At 72.7% G+C, this 14,641-nt stretch carries 12 protein-coding genes and 1 pseudogene; 6 read left to right on the forward strand and 7 right to left on the reverse strand.

Going from position 1 to position 14,641, the window contains the following annotated elements; all coding sequences use genetic code 11:
- Positions 1–4 precede the first annotated feature (4 nt).
- Positions 5–496, forward strand: coding sequence for an RsbRD N-terminal domain-containing protein (locus MNY62_RS03330; RefSeq protein ID WP_242342678.1), 492 nt, complete (start codon positions 5–7; stop codon positions 494–496).
- Positions 497–565: 69 nt separating this feature from the next.
- Here the strand turns inward: MNY62_RS03330 and MNY62_RS03335 are convergent, their stop codons facing one another.
- A complete protein-coding gene (locus MNY62_RS03335; protein ID WP_242342679.1) occupies positions 566–1,576 on the reverse strand; it encodes an NAD-dependent epimerase/dehydratase family protein in 1,011 nt (336 codons plus the stop codon).
- A 92-nt stretch (positions 1,577–1,668) separates the two neighbouring features.
- Between MNY62_RS03335 and MNY62_RS03340 the strand changes: the two genes are divergently transcribed.
- Positions 1,669–2,595, forward strand: coding sequence for a LysR family transcriptional regulator (locus MNY62_RS03340; protein ID WP_242342680.1), 927 nt, complete (start codon positions 1,669–1,671; stop codon positions 2,593–2,595).
- A gap of 79 nt (positions 2,596–2,674) precedes the next feature.
- A complete protein-coding gene (locus tag MNY62_RS03345) occupies positions 2,675–3,592 on the forward strand; it encodes an NAD(P)-dependent oxidoreductase (RefSeq protein ID WP_242342681.1) in 918 nt (305 codons plus the stop codon).
- Positions 3,593–3,715: 123 nt separating this feature from the next.
- On the opposite strand, the gene mdh is transcribed toward MNY62_RS03345, so the two are convergent.
- The 3 genes from mdh to MNY62_RS03360 form a co-directional block, all read right to left on the reverse strand.
- On the reverse strand, positions 3,716–4,666 hold the full coding sequence (gene mdh, locus MNY62_RS03350) for a malate dehydrogenase (protein WP_242342682.1): 951 nt from the start codon (positions 4,664–4,666) through the stop codon (positions 3,716–3,718).
- A gap of 39 nt (positions 4,667–4,705) precedes the next feature.
- A complete protein-coding gene (locus tag MNY62_RS03355; protein ID WP_242342683.1) occupies positions 4,706–6,937 on the reverse strand; it encodes an NADP-dependent isocitrate dehydrogenase in 2,232 nt (743 codons plus the stop codon).
- Between the two features lie 502 nt (positions 6,938–7,439).
- Positions 7,440–8,333, reverse strand: a complete 894-nt coding sequence (locus MNY62_RS03360) for a 5'-3' exonuclease (protein WP_242342684.1) — start codon at positions 8,331–8,333, stop codon at positions 7,440–7,442.
- A gap of 219 nt (positions 8,334–8,552) precedes the next feature.
- Between MNY62_RS03360 and MNY62_RS03365 the strand changes: the two genes are divergently transcribed.
- Both MNY62_RS03365 and MNY62_RS25675 read left to right on the forward strand, forming a co-directional pair.
- Positions 8,553–9,791 carry an RNA polymerase sigma factor gene (locus MNY62_RS03365; protein WP_242342780.1) on the forward strand — a complete coding sequence of 413 codons (1,239 nt, stop codon included), beginning with the start codon at positions 8,553–8,555 and terminating at the stop codon, positions 9,789–9,791.
- Positions 9,792–10,091: 300 nt separating this feature from the next.
- Positions 10,092–10,834 (forward strand): annotated as a pseudogene (locus MNY62_RS25675) (HNH endonuclease); the annotation flags it as partial.
- A gap of 80 nt (positions 10,835–10,914) precedes the next feature.
- On the opposite strand, the gene MNY62_RS03375 reads toward MNY62_RS25675, so the two are convergent.
- Both MNY62_RS03375 and MNY62_RS03380 read right to left on the reverse strand, forming a co-directional pair.
- A complete protein-coding gene (locus tag MNY62_RS03375; RefSeq protein ID WP_242342685.1) occupies positions 10,915–12,060 on the reverse strand; it encodes an RNA polymerase sigma factor in 1,146 nt (381 codons plus the stop codon).
- A 59-nt stretch (positions 12,061–12,119) separates the two neighbouring features.
- Complete coding sequence (locus tag MNY62_RS03380) at positions 12,120–12,476, reverse strand: YciI family protein (protein WP_242342686.1); 357 nt, start codon at positions 12,474–12,476, stop codon at positions 12,120–12,122.
- 260 nt (positions 12,477–12,736) lie between these two features.
- Here MNY62_RS03380 and MNY62_RS03385 point away from each other — a divergent pair, with 260 nt between their 5' ends.
- Positions 12,737–13,438 (forward strand): ATP-binding protein, encoded by a 702-nt coding sequence (locus tag MNY62_RS03385; RefSeq protein WP_242342687.1) that lies wholly within the window; start codon positions 12,737–12,739, stop codon positions 13,436–13,438.
- Between the two features lie 72 nt (positions 13,439–13,510).
- Here MNY62_RS03385 and MNY62_RS03390 read toward each other — a convergent pair whose 3' ends face one another.
- Positions 13,511–14,497, reverse strand: a complete 987-nt coding sequence (locus MNY62_RS03390) for a hypothetical protein (protein WP_242342688.1) — start codon at positions 14,495–14,497, stop codon at positions 13,511–13,513.
- Positions 14,498–14,641: the final 144 nt, after the last annotated feature.

Genomic DNA, 14,641 nt, shown 5'->3' on the forward strand with positions numbered 1-14,641 from the left:
GGCCATGAACGTCGAGGACCTGCTGATCACGTACGAGCCGGCCATCGTGGAGGAGGCCGCGCACGCGACCGAGGAGATCGCGCGCTACGGCCGCGACGGAACTCTGGCGACGCGGCGCCGCATCGAGGAGCTCTATCATCGGCTGACGGATGCCATCCGCGCGCGCGACGTCAGCGAGCTGCTCGCGTACGTGCGTCAGATCGCGCGCGAGCGGTCCGAGGCGGGCTTCGAGCTCTCGGACGTCCAGGCCGCGTTCGACGCGCTCGAGGACGCCATCTGGCACGGCGCGGTGGCCGAGCTGCCCGCTTACGACCTCCCCTTCGGACACGGCCTGGTCTGCACCGCGCTCGCGCACGGCAAGGAGACGCTGCGGCACGCCTTCGACCCGGCCGCCCCGCACGTCCCGGCGCCCTTCCCCGATCTGACGCCGCTGTACCGGGGCACGCAGTCGGTCCTCGCGCCCTGCCCCTCCGAGGAGATGGTGTTCGCGGCCTGACGGCTCGGGGAGCCTCGAGGTCGCGCAGAAGCCGCGATCGCTCCGTTCGCCGGGCCGGCTCCCCTTTCCTCAGGCCGCCCGCGCCGGCGCGAGCGAGCGGATCCACTCGGCGGTCTCGGCCACCGCAACCTCGGGGGCGGTGGGCTCCACCCCGAAGGCCTCGCGGAAGCGCCGGTCGTCGATGACGTAGGGCACCTTCCACTGGTAGGTCATCTCGGCGGCGGCTCCGAGCACGGGGCTCAGGAGGCCTGCCGCGCGCATGAGCCAGTCGGGCATCGGGCGCACCCGCCCGCGCCGGCCCAGCGCCGCGCCGATCGCCTCGACGAGGCCGCGCGTGGTGCCGGTCCACGAGAGCGGGAGGTGCCACACCTTCCCATCGGCGGACGGGTTCGCGCCCAGCACCGCGAGGCCGCGGGCCACGTCGGGCCCGTAGCTGTACCCGTGGGGCTGGTCGGGGTCGCCGCCCATCTCGATGGGCTTCCCCGCGAGGATCCGCTCGGCGAAGCGGGCGCCGAGGAGCGCCGTCGGCACGTCGGGCCCGAAGTAGTCGGAGGCGCGGCCGGTCGTGGCCCGGACCTCGCCTCGCGCGTGCGCCTCGGAGAGCTCGCGCGCCAGCATCGCCCGCAGCTCGCCCTTGTGGCTGCAGGGGCGCATGGGCGTGTCCTCGTCGAACGGCGTGCGGTCCGGGCTCCCGTACATGTACAGGCAGTCGAGCACCACGAGCCGCGCGCCGGCGCGGGCGGCGGCCTCGCGCACGCCCCGCTTCAGCGGCGGGAGCAGCTCGTCCCAGCGGTGGTACTCCGCCGGGTTGGCGCAGTCGTAGACCACCGCCGCGCCGCGGGCGGCCTCGGCGGCGGCCTCGCGGTCTGCGACGTCGGCGCGGCGCCACTCCACGCCGGGGAGCGGGTGGGCCGGCTGACCGCGTCGGACCATCCGGACGCGGAGGCCGCGGGAGAGGAGCTCCGTCGCGAGGCGGGTACCGATCTGCCCGGCGCCGAAGACGACGTGGAGCTCCGGCGGGCCGGGATCGACGGGCCGATCGGGCTTGCTGCTCTGCGCTGCATTCTCCGGGAGGGTCATGGCGTGGGGTCCTTTCGTGTCCTGACGTTCCGGGATCTGGCCCCCGCACGGGCGCATGGCAATGCGCAGTCTTGCGGGCTAGCTCTGCATCCATGCAAAGGCTCCGCTGGGACGACGCGCAGGTGCTGCTGGCGCTCCTGCAGGCCCGCTCCTTCTCCGGCGCCGGCGCGCGGCTCGGCGTGAACGCCTCCACCGCCTCGCGCCGGCTCGACGCGCTCGAGAGAGCGCTCGGCGCCCACCTGTTCGATCGGACTCCGGACGGCGTCCTCCCCACGGCGCTCGCAGAGGAGCTCGGGCCGCACGCCGAGGCCATGGAGCGGGCCGCCGCCGGCCTCGCGCTCGCCGTTCAGGGGCGAGAGGCGCTGCCCGAGGGCGAGGTCCGGCTGACCGCGCCGCCCGGGGTGGCCGAGTTCCTCGTGGCGCCCGCGCTGCCGCGGCTCCTCCGCCGTCACCCGCGCCTCCGGCTCTCCATCGACGCGAGCGTTACCTACGCGGACCTGACCCGCCGCGAGGCCGACCTGGCGCTGCGGACGACGCGCCCCGCCTCGGGGGACCTGGTGGTGAAGAAGCTCGGAGAGACGCGCGGCGGGGTGTACGGCGCCCCGGCGTACGCGTCCGAGCTGGGCGTGCTGCGCCGCCTCGACGAGGCCCGCTGGATCACCTGGGGTGACGACCTCGGCCATCTGCCGCCCGCCCAGCTGGTGGCGCAGCGGGTGCCGCAGACGTCGGTCGTGCTCAAGACCAGCCACATGGGGGCGCAGTTCGCGGCCGCCTCCGCGGGCACGGGGGTCCTCCTGTCCGATCCGCACACCGCGAAGGTCTGCGGCCTCGTGGAGATCACGCTCGCGCCGGCGCTCCGCCGCTCGCTGCCGCCGCTGCGCGGGGGCGCGCTCTGGCTCGTCGCGCACCGCGCCTTGCGCGACGTTCCGCGCATCGCGGCGCTGTGGGCGTTCCTCGAGGAGGAGGCGCGCGGGGCCGGGCTCGTCCAGGATCGCCGCGACGAGGGCACCGGCGCGTGAGCGCCGGTCGAGCGGGGCGAGCGCCGCCGCGGCGGCAGCTGCCGGCGGCGGTGGTTACTGATGACGAACGGGGGCGATCATGGACGTGGGGTTCATCGGGCTGGGTTCGATGGGGCAGCACATGGCGCGCAGCCTCCTGCGCGCGGGTCACCGCGTGACCGTCTGGAACAGGACGCCCGCTCGCGCCCAGGCCCTCGCGACCGACGGGGCGACCGTCGCGAGCACGCCGGGAGAGGCGGCGCGCGCCGGCTTCGTGCTCACGATGGTCTCCGACGACCGCGCGCTCGAGGCCGTGGTCTCCGGCCCGGACGGGCTCCTCCCCGGCCTGCCGCGCGGCGGGGTGCACGTGTCGATGAGCACGATCGGCGCGGACACGGCGGAGCGGCTGGCGCGCCAGCACGAGGAGGCGGGGCGCCAGTTCGTATCGGCGCCCGTGTTCGGCCGACCCGACGCCGCCGCAGCGGCCCGGCTCTCGATCGTCGCCGCGGGGCGCGAGCCCGCCGTCACCCAGGCCATGCCGCTGCTCCAGGCGATGGGCCAGCGGGTGTTCGTCGTCGGCGAGCGCCCCGCCGAGGCGAACATCGTGAAGCTCGCGGGGAACTTCCTCATCACCGCCGCCATCGAGGGGCTGGCCGAGGCGACCGCCGTCGTCGCGAAGGCGGGGGTCGATCGGCGCCAGTTCCTGGACGTGCTGCTGGGCACGCTCTTCGACGCGCCGGTCTACCGCGGGTACGGCAGCCTCCTGCTCGAGGAGCGGTTCTCGCCCCCGGGGTTCGCGCTCCCGCTCGGCATCAAGGACAACCGGCTGCTGCTCGAGGCCGGAGAGCGGCTCGCGGTCCCGCTCCCCCTCGCGAGCCTGATCCGCGATCGCATGCTGGCGGCGCTCGCGCGCGGCTACGGCGGGCTCGACTGGTCCGTCTTCGCCCGGATCACCGCCGAGGAGGCAGGGCTCACCGGAGCCCTGCCCGCCGCGACCCCGGACGCCGGCGCGCGGTGAGCCGCCTCGCCGGCACGCCGTCCGACCGCAGGTGACGGCTGCGTCATCCCCTCACCGTCCAGAAACGGAAGCCCCGGTCACCTCTCGGCGACCGGGGCTTCGATCTTCGAGTCGCGGGAGGATCTACTTCATGCTGCCGACGAGATCCCGGACCGCCTTCACCGACTTGTCCATCATCGCCTGCTCCTCCGCGTTGAGCTTCAGCTGGAGGATCCGCTCCGCGCCGCCCGCGCCGATGACGACCGGCACGCCGACGTAGAGGCCGTCGACGCCGAACTCGCCCTTGAGGAAGGCGCAGGTCGGGAGGACCCGCTTCGAGTCCTTGAGGAACGCCTCGGCCATCGCGATGGCGCTGGAGGCGGGCGAGTAGAAGGCGCTGCCCGTCTTGAGCAGGGCGACGACCTCACCGCCCGCGCCGCGGGTGCGCTTCACCATGGCCGCCATGACCTCGGCGGCCTTGGCGGCGCCATACTTCTGCTCGAGGAGCTCCATCACCGGGATGCCGCAGACGCTGGTGTACCGGACGAGGGGCACCATGTCGTCGCCGTGGCCGCCCAGCGTGACCGCCGTGACGTCCTTCACGGAGACGCCCAGCTCCCACGCGATGAACGCGGCGAAGCGCGCCGAGTCGAGCACGCCGGCCTGGCCGACCACGCGGTTGTGCGGGAACCCGGTGATCCGCTGGCAGAGCGTCACCATCGCGTCGAGCGGGTTCGAGATCACGATGACGAAGGCGTTCGGGGCGTGCTGCTTGATGCCCTCGGCCACGGACGTCATGATCTTCGAGTTGACGGCGATGAGGTCGTCACGGCTCATCCCCGGCTTGCGCGGCAGGCCGGCGGTGACGATGACGACGTTCGCGCCCTTGATGTCCTCGTAGCTGTTCGTGCCCTTCAGGTTCACGTCGAAGCCGTCGACCGGCGCCGCCTCGGCGATGTCGAGCGTCTTCCCCTGGGGCAGCCCCTCGACGATGTCGAAGAGGACCACGTCGCCGAGCTCGCGCAGCGCGCAGAGCTGGGCGAGCACGCCGCCGATCTGACCGCCACCAATCAATGCAATCTTCGGTCTAGCCATTTCTATCTCCTCGAGAAGATCTGGTTCGATTCCCTGCCACTACACCATAGCGTCCACGATTGCATTCAACGTCGGGCTGGGGCGCATCGCCGCAGCCGTCTTCTTCGGGTCGGGCCGGTAGTAGCCGCCCGTGTCGACCGGCTTCCCCTGGGCCGCGATCAGCTCCGCGTCGATCTTCGCGGCGTTCTCCGCGAGCTGCTTCGCCACCTTGGCGAAGCGCGCCTGGAGGTCCTTGTCCTTCGTCTGCTCGGCCAGCGCCTCGGCCCAGTAGAGGGCCAGGTAGAAGTGGCTCCCGCGGTTGTCGATCTGACCGACCTTGCGCGCCGGCGACTTGTTGTTGTCGAGGAACTTGCCGATCGCCTTGTCGAGGGCCTCGCCGAGGACGGCGGCCTTCGCGTTCTTCGACGTGGCGGCGATGTGCTCCAGCGACGCGCCCAGCGCGGAGAACTCGCCGAGCGAGTCCCAGCGGAGGTAGCCCTCCTTCACGAACTGCTGGACGTGCTTGGGCGCCGAGCCGCCGGCCCCCGTCTCGAAGAGGCCGCCGCCGGCGAGGAGCGGGACGATCGACAGCATCTTCGCGCTGGTGCCGATCTCGAGGATCGGGAACAGGTCCGTGAGGTAGTCACGGAGCACGTTGCCGGTGACGGAGATCGTGTCCTGACCCTGGCGGATCCGCTTCACCGAGAACCGCATCGCCTCGACCGGCTCGAGGATGCGGATGTCGAGGCCGACCGTGTCGTGGTCCTTGAGGTACTTCTCGACCTTCGCGATGACCTGCGCGTCGTGCGCGCGGGCCTTGTCGAGCCAGAAGACCGCCGGCGCGCCCGAGGCGCGGGCGCGGGTGACCGCGAGCTTCACCCAGTCGCGGATCGGCGCGTCCTTCGCCTGGCACATGCGGAAGATGTCGCCCTGCTCGACCTTCTGCTCGAGCAGCGTCGCGCCCGTCCCGTCGTCGACGACCCGGATCGTCCCGTTCGCCGAGGCGATGAAGGTCTTGTCGTGCGAGCCGTACTCCTCGGCCTGCTGCGCCATGAGGCCGACGTTCGGGACCGTCCCCATGGTCGCGGGGTTGAACGCGCCGTTCTTCCGGCAGTCGTCCATGATCTCCCGGTACATCGTCGCGTAGCAGCGATCCGGGATCATCGCCTTCGTGTCCTTGAGCTTCCCGTCCGGCCCCCACATCTTGCCGGACTCGCGGACGACGACCGGCATCGACGCGTCGACGATGATGTCGTTCGGGACGTGCAGGTTCGTGATGCCCTTGTCCGAGTCGACCATCGCGAGCGCCGGGCGCTTCGCGTAGACGGCCTTGATGTCGCCCTCGATCTCCGCGCGCTTGTCGGCAGGCAGCGCCTGGATCTTCTTGTAGAGGTCGCCGAGGCCGAGGTTCGGGTTGACGCCGGCCTCCTTGAGCGCCGCCGCGTGCTTCTCGAAGACGTCCTTGAAGAAGACGGTGACGGCGTGGCCGAACATGACGGGGTCGGAGACCTTCATCATGGTGGCCTTGAGGTGGAGCGACAGCAGGACGTCGTTCTTCTTCGCGTCCTCGATCTGCTCCTCGTAGAACTTGCGCAGCGCGCGGGCGCTCATCACCGACGTGTCGATGATCTCGCCCTCCTTGAGCGGCGCCTTCTTCTTCAGGACCGTCGCCGCGCCCTCCGGCGAGACGAACTCGATCCGGTAGTCGGTCGCCTTCTGGATCGTCGTGGAGTTCTCGCTGCCGTAGAAGTCGCCGCCGCTCATGTGCGCGACGTGGGACTTCGAGTCCGGGCTCCAGGCGCCGAGCTTGTGCGGGTTCTTCTTGGAGAACGCCTTCACGGACAGCGGCGAGCGGCGGTCGGAGTTACCCTCGCGCAGCACCGGGTTCACGGCGCTGCCCAGGCACTTCGCGTACCGCGCCTGGAGCGCCTTCTCGGCGTCGTCCTTCGGGTTCTCCGGGTAGTCGGGGAGCTTGTAGCCCTTCCCCTGCAGCTCCTTGATCGCCTCCTTGAGCTGCGGGATCGAGGCGCTGATGTTCGGCAGCTTGATGATGTTGGCCGCGGGCGTCCGCGCGAGCTCGCCGAGCTGGCCGAGGTAGTCGGGGATCCGCTGGCTCTCGGTCAGCTGCTCCGGGAAGTTCGCGATGATCCGGCCGGCGAGCGAGATGTCCCGCGTCTCGACGGAGACGCCGGTGCCCTGGGTGAAGGCCTGGACGATGGGGAGCAGCGAGTACGTCGCCAGCGCAGGCGCTTCGTCAATGTCCGTCCAGATGATCGTGGTCTTCGTCGTCATGTCCTCTTCCTTGGTTCCCCTGCATCCTCACGAGCGGGGAGCCTTCACTGTTCGTGCTCGACTGCTTCCCACCTGCGCCCAAAGGCAGATCTTCGGCCCAGAGAGCTGACGCTCCGGCACCAGCCCTGGGCTGCTTCCCGTCTGCGCCGGACAGTTCCTGGAAGCCGTGGAAATTACACGAAGTGTCCGGTCACTGTCCTTCACGTCGCCCGGCGGATGTGGACCTCGCGCGTCCGCGAGCGTCAGGGCGCAGAGGATGCGCCGGGGACGAGGCTCGCCGAGCGGGAGAACCGCCTCCGCGACCGCCGGATGGGAGGCGATCCGAGTGCCGGGCACCGCGGCGTGCGCAGCTTCTGCGCGACGGCGATCCCCGTTCCGAGGCGGGGCCGATCCCCGACCTCGCATCGGCCAACGATCTGAAACCGACGGCCCGCGCGGAAAAATCCATCCTCTTGGGTGATGCGGCGTCCCGCCCGAGGGCCCGCGGCGGGCGCGGCGTGCATCACCCGTCGACCCAGCGCGCGCGGCGCGCCTCGAGCGCCGGGAGCAGCGAGCGCGCGCCGAGCTCGTCGCACCACGCCTCGAAGCGCGCCCGCGGGATGCCCCGCCAGCACAGGTCCTCGAGCGACTCCGCGAGCGGCACGTCGCTGACGAGCGTGGCGAGCCGCCGGTACAGGACGGCCGCCTCCCGTTTCGCGTGGAGCTCGCGGGCGAGCGTCGCTGCGCCGCGGATGCCCGCCGGCCAGCGCGCGGAGTCCCGGGGGATGTCCTCGAGGTGGACGTGCTGCGCGAGCAGCGCCGACGCGGTCCGCTCTCCGAAGCCGGCGAGCCCGGGGATCCCGTCGGCGTCGTCGCCGACCAGCGCCAGGTAGTCGGGCACGCTCTCCGGCCGGATGCCGCGGCGGGCGAGGAGCGCCCCCTCGTCGAGCTCGCGCTTGCGGATGCGGTCCACCTGCACGACCTGGCGCCCGGACAGGCACTGCCCGAGATCCTTGTCGGGCGAGAGGATGCGCACCTGGACCGCCGCGTCGCGGAAGCGGGCGGCGCCGGTGGCGAGCGCGTCATCGGCCTCGAACTCGCGCATCGACCAGACCGTCACGCCGAGCGCGCGGACCGCCGCCTCGGCGGCGTCGAACTGCGCGAGCAGCTCCGGCGGCACTCCGTCCTCGGTCTTGTAGCCGGGCCAGAGATCGTTCCGGAAGGAGCGGATGGGGTTGTCGAACGCCACCGCGACGTGGGTGACCGCCTCGGTCTCGTCGTGCAGGAGCGCGAGCAGCGAGCTCGCGAGCCCCACGGTGGCCTTCGCCTCCCACCCTGCGGGCGCGCGGTGACCGGGCCGCTTGGAGAAGTGCGCCCGGAACAGCTCGAAGGTCCCGTCGACGAGGTGCACCCGCATGGCAGCGGAATATAGGACCCCACCGGGAGCCGCGCGGCCCGACGTCCGAAGGCCTGACGGGTCGTGCCGGGTAAAAAGCGGTTCACGCGTCGAACTGGCGGAGCGCCGTCCGTGGCGACGGTAGAAAGGCGAGGAGTGGCGCGAGCACGAGCGGGAGTTCCGGGAGCGCGTGGAGAGCGCGAGGAGGCGGACGCGAACGCCTCCGCGACGCATCGCGCGATCGTCGCGGTGTGGAGGATCGAGTCGGCGAGGCTCATCGCCGGGCTCGCGCGGTTCGTGCGGGACGTCGGGGTCGCCGAGGAGCTCGCGCAGGACGCGCTCGTCGCCGCGCTCGAGCGGTGGCCGGAGTCGGGCGTTCCCGAGAACCCGGGCGCCTGGCTCATGGCCACCGCGAAGCACCGCGCGATCGACCTCCTGCGCCGGGGGAGGCGGCTCGAGGACAAGCACGAGGAGCTCGGTCACGAGCTCGAGGCGGAGCGGGAAGGGCCGGATCTCGACGCCGCGCTCGACGATCACGTCGGCGACGACCTCCTGCGCCTCGTGTTCATCTCCTGCCACCCGGTGCTCTCCACCGAGGCGCGCGTCGCGCTCACCCTGCGGCTGCTGGGAGGCCTGACGACCGAGGAGATCGCGCGGGCGTTCCTCGTCCCGGAGGCGACGGTCGCCCAGCGGATCGTCCGGGCCAAGCGGACCCTCGCCGAGGCGCGCGTTCCCTTCGAGGTCCCCCGCGGCGCCGAGTTCGCGGCCCGACTGTCCTCGGTGCTCCAGGTCGTCTACCTCGTCTTCAACGAGGGCTACACGGCGACCGCCGGTGACGACTGGATGCGACCCGCGCTCTGCGAGGACGCGCTCCGCCTCGGCCGCATCCTCGCCGAGCTCGTCCCCGCCGAACCGGAGGTGCACGGGCTCGTCGCGCTCATGGAGATCCAGGCGTCGCGCTCGGGGGCGCGGGTCGGCCCGTCGGGAGAGCCCGTCCTCCTGCTGGAGCAGAACCGGGCGGGCTGGGATCAGGTGCTCATCCGCCGTGGTCTCGCGGCGCTCGCGCGCGCCGAGGAGGTCGGCGCCGCCCTCGGGCCGTACGCGTTGCAGGCCGCGATCGCCGCCTGCCACGCGCGAGCTCGGACCGCCGCAGAGACGGACTGGGCGCGGATCGCGGCGCTCTACGACGCGCTCGCGGAGCTCGCGCCCTCCCCGGTCGTGGAGCTGAACCGCGCGGTCGCGATCGCGATGGCGTTCGGTCCCGCCGCGGGCCTCGAGCTCGTCGACGCGCTCACCGCGGAGCCGTCGCTCCGCGGCTACCACCTCCTGCCGAGCGTGCGAGGCGACCTCCTCGCGAAGCTGGGCCGCCTCGACGAGGCGCGAGCGGAGCTCGAGCGGGCGGCCGCGCTCACGCGCAACGCACGCGAGCGCGACCTGCTGCTCGAGCGCGCGGCGGCGTGCGCGAGCACATCGCGCTGACCCGGGGGCTGCTCCCTCAGGATTCATCACATCTCAGGGCCGTACGCCGATGGACCGGCGCATGGATGCGCACATCGGACTCGGGCATGGACGAGGTGGGATCGCGCTGTCCGGGCACGGTTCCGAGCAGCCCAGCCGGAGTGGCGGGTGCAGGCGAGCGTCTCCACCGAAAGCGCCTTGCCGTGTGCGCTCTGAGGCGAGCCCGGATGCGGCGCATGAGCTTGCGCTAATTCACTGCAAGTAACAACTATCGCCAGAGGTAGCGCCGGTCGTCTTAGCGCGCGTCATGGCGATGTGAATGTCGCCCGCGCCGCGTACCGGACCCGCGCCGAGGTCGAGCACCTCGTCGCCTCCATCCAGGCCCGCGCCGCGCCGCGCGCGGGGATCCGAAAGCTCCCGGAGCGCGAGCCCGCGAGCGCGGCGCTGCCGCTCACGGCGCCGGATGCTGGCGCGGAGCGCGCCGCGCCGTCGAGCGGAGCGCCCGCACCCGCAGCGCCGGTGCCCGATGCGCGCTCGACGTCGCCTGCCACGCGCGAGGTCGAGAGCGAGAGGCCGAGGCGCAGGCCGGAGACCGTGGCGGTCACCGAGAGCCACTGGTCGCTCCGCGTCACCCTCGACCGCGCCTGCAAGGAGGACCTCGAGACGCTCCGGTCCCTTCTCTCGCACAAGATCCCGGACGGCGACCTGGCGGCGGTGCTCCGCGAGGCGATCCGCTGCGCCATCGAGAAGCACGGCAAGCGCAAGGGCGCGGTCGCGCCGGAGCGAAAGACGCAGCGCCCGGAGCCGACGGCGGCGAGGTCCCCGGAGGCGACCTCCACGATCCCAGCGATAGTGCGCCGCGCGGTGTGGAAGCGCGACGGCGGGCGCTGCGCCTGGGTCGGTCCGGACGGGTGCCGCTGCAGCAGTCGCTGGAAGCTCGAGCTCGACCACATCCAACCCGCCGCGCTCGGGGGCCCTCGACGATCGACAATCTACGGCTCGTCTGCCGAGCTCATAACCTGCTTCACGCTGAGAGGATCTTCGGACGCGAACAAGAATGGTGAGGGCTGCCCCCGCCCCCGCCCGAGCAGAGTTCCGCGCGGTGCGCGCCCCGGCGCTCGCTTCGCTCGCCTGTCACGAACCGTCAATCGCCGGACAGCGCGCCCGTGGTCTCCGCCAGCCTTCGCTCGAGGAATCGCCGCTCCGCGTCGTTCGTGACGAGCGCCAGCGCCTGCCGGTACGCGGCGGCCGCCTCGGCGCGACGGCCGAGCCGGCGCAGGAGGTCCGCGCGCGCGGCCGGAAGGAGGTGGTAGCCGGGCAGCTGGAGGGTGTCGAGCAGCGCGAGGCCTCGCTCGAGCCCGTCGGCCATCGCGACGGCGACCGCGCGGTTGAGCTCGACCACCGGGGACGGGTGGATGGCCGCGAGCACCCCGTAGAGCGCCGCGATCTGCGGCCAGTCGGTCTCTCTCGCCGACCGGGCCCGCGCGTGCAGCGCCGCGATGGCCGCCTGGACGGCGTACGGCCCCGTCGGGCGGCCACGCAGGGCCTGCTCGAGGAGCGCCGAGCCCTCCGCGATCTTCGCGGCGTCCCAGCGCGAGCGGTCCTGCTCCTCGAGCAGGACGATCGCGCCCTCGGCGTCCGTGCGGGTGGCGCGGCGAGCGTCGTGGAAGAGCATCAGCGCGAGGAGCCCTTTCGGCTCGCGCTCGCCCGGGAGCAGCCCGACCAGCATCCGGGCGAGCCGGATGGCCTCGGCGCACAGGTCCGCCCGCACGAGGTCGTCCCCGAAGCTGGCGGAGTAGCCCTCGTTGAAGACCAGGTAGACGACCGCCATCACCGCGCCGAGCCGCTCGGCCAGCACCTCGTCTCCGGGCACCTCGTACGGGATGCGGGCGATCTTGATCTTGGCCTTGGCGCGGACGAGGCGCTGCGCCAGCGTCGGCAAGGGCACGAGGAACGCGCGGGCGATCTCGTCGGTGTCGAGGCCGCAGACGGTGCGCAGCGTGAGCGCCACCTGGGCCTCGGGCGCGAGCGCCGGGTGACAGCAGGTGAAGACGAGCCGCAGCGAGTCGAGCGGCACCGGCGCGTCGTCCTCCGGCGCGGCCCAGGCCGCGAGCTCGTCCCGCTTGCCCTCCGCCAGCGAACGGCGGCGCAGCACGTCGATGGCCTTGTGCCGCGCCGTCGAGACGAGCCAGGCCACGGGGTGCTGCGGCGGCCCCGCGGCCGCCCACTGCGCCAGGGCGGCCTCGAACGCCTCCTGCAGGGCGTCCTCGGCGACGTCGAAGTCCCCCACGCCGCGGATGACGGTCGCGAGGATGCGCCCGTACTCGCGCTGGTGGAGCTCCCCGACGATCAGACGGAGACGGGGGTCGGCGCCACCGGCCGCACCTCCACCGCGCCGCCAGTCCGGATCGACGGGATCCGCCCGGCGATCGAGATCGCCTCGTCGAGATCCTTGCACTCGACCAGGATGTAACCGCCGAGCTGCTCCTTCGTCTCGGCGAACGGCCCGTCCATCGTCACGCGCTTGCCGTTCACCTCGCGTACCGTGGTGGCGGTCGAGCTCGGGTGCAGGTACCCGCTCCCGCGGAAGTTCCCGCTCTTCACGATGTCGCGGAGGAGCTCCGCGTACTGGTCCATGAGCGCGTCCCGCTCGTCCTTCGGCATCGTCCACGATCTCTCGTCGATGATCATGAGCATGTAGAGCATGGCGTCCCCCTTTCTAGCCGTCGTCGGACGACCCGCCGCGCGATCGACACCCGTCGACCACCGGGGGCGCGTCTCGCGTTCGGGCGCGCGGCCGGCACGCCCTTCCGGGGGCTGACTTCCTCCCCCACCGGTCCCTGAGCGCCCGCGATGTCGATCCGGCCGCGGCTGGTTCGACGTGGATCAAGGAGGAGCCCGGCGGACGAAGGACGGCGTCGTGCTCGCAGGGAATGACCGACGGACCTGGAACGAGGGCAGCGCACATGGCGACGAGGCTCAGGACCGCTCCGGACTCCGAGGCGATCGCACGCGCCCAGGACCTCGAGCAGAGGTGCCTGGAGGTGGCTCACGAGCTCAAGAACCCGCTCACCGGCGTGAAGGCGCTCGTGCAGCTCGGGCTGCGCGCTCCTGCGGAGTCTCCCTCTCACGAGCGCCTTGCGCTGATCGAGCGAGAGGTCACGCGCATGCAGGAGATCCTGCGCCGCTACCTCTCGCTCGCCCGGTCGCTGGAGGAGGTGGCGCCGACGCGCCTCGCGCTCGGGCCGCTCGTCGAGAGCGCGCTGTGCGTGCTCTCGGCCCGCGCGAGCGCCGCGCGGGTGCGACTCTCGACGAGGGGGAACGCGACCGTGGAGGCCGACCCGCGCCGGCTCGAGGAGGCCCTCGTCAACCTCGTCGCGAACGGCATCGAGGCCACCCCGCCCGGCGGAGAGGTGATCGTCGAGGTGTGCGCGCGCGGGGGCGAGGCCGAGATCGTGGTGCGCGACACGGGTCGCGGAATGGCGCCGGAGACCCTGCACCGCCTCGGCACGCCGTTCTTCACGACGCGCGAGGACGGCACCGGGCTCGGCGTGGTGCTCGCGCGCGCGGCGATCGCGGGGCACGGCGGCTCCCTGCGCTACGAGAGCGAGCCGGGCAAGGGGACGACGGTGCGGGCCACGCTGCCGCGCCGCGCGCGGGCTGCATGACGAGAGCGCCACCCGCCGGATCGTCGCGGCAGCCTCGTGACCGCAGCTCGGGGAGCTGATGGGGCGCGCCGGCTACCGCAGGAGGCCGCGCCACCAGCGCCAGGTGCACACGTTCGCCTCGTGGTTCATCGCCATCGCGGTGCCGTCCGCCCCGACGAACGCCCAGGCGCAGCCGTCGAGCGGTAGCTGGACCTTCCCGCATGACTTCCCGGACGGCGCCACGAGCTCGATCTCGGCGGTGGAGGGACAGGCGAGCTGGATCCCGACCACCGCGTTCGCGCGACCGCCACGCACCACGTAGACCCGCGTCCCCGGCCGATCGGCGAGCCACTGCGGGGCCGGTGACGCAGCCGCGTTCCCCGGCGCGAAGACGTGGGTCCAGACGCCGTTCACGCGCAGCGCCACCGTCCCGTCCGCCAGCGCGGCGGTGTCGTCGCCCACGGTCGTCGCTCCGAGCGGAGGCGAGAGCGGGAACCAGCCGGTGAGCGGTGCGGCGTCCCGCCCGAACCAGCGCGCTCCGTCCCGGGCGACGACGAGCGCCTCGCCGGTGCGCGCGACGCCGAGCTGGTACGGGTCGCGATCGAGCTCGCTCGCGCCGAGGCGCGTTCCGTCCTCGCTCACGTACTCCAGCCGCTCGATCGGGCTTCCATCCGGGTGGCGGTCAGTGAACATGCCCTCCGTCGTCGTCAGGAGCGCGCTCCCGCCTCCGGGAACCGGCTGGATGCGGCGCACGCGGCCGAGCGGTCCGCCCTCTCCGAGGAGGACTCCGCGCGCGTCACGGCGCTCGAAGAGGCCCGGCAGGTAGTCGCCGCCGCGGTTCAGGTGGTAGCCGTGCGGCTGGGGCGCGATGGGGAAGCCCTCCGTGAGCAGCGACACCTGGAACGCGGGGGTCTCCTCTCCGGCGCCGGTCGCGGCGTCGAGGAACCGGTACGCGCTCTGCTTGTAGCCCGTGCCCACGCCGATCCAGTCACCCGTCCCGTCGGTGATCGGCTCGCGGCAGAAGTAGAAGCCGTCGAGCGGCACGCGGTACTCGACCGTCTCGCCCAGCGCGGCGGGCACGAGGCTCTCGCACGCGTCGGCCGTTGGGTTCGACGGGGGCGGCGTGTCCGAAGAAGGCGGAGGCGCGGGCGAACCCGCCGGCGGCGTCGCGGCGGGAGGCGAAGGGGGCGACTCCGGCGCGGTCGGGCCGGGCGAAGGCGCGGT

The organism is Anaeromyxobacter terrae, assembly GCF_022690685.1.
GTDB classification, from domain to species: domain Bacteria; phylum Myxococcota; class Myxococcia; order Myxococcales; family Anaeromyxobacteraceae; genus Anaeromyxobacter; species Anaeromyxobacter terrae.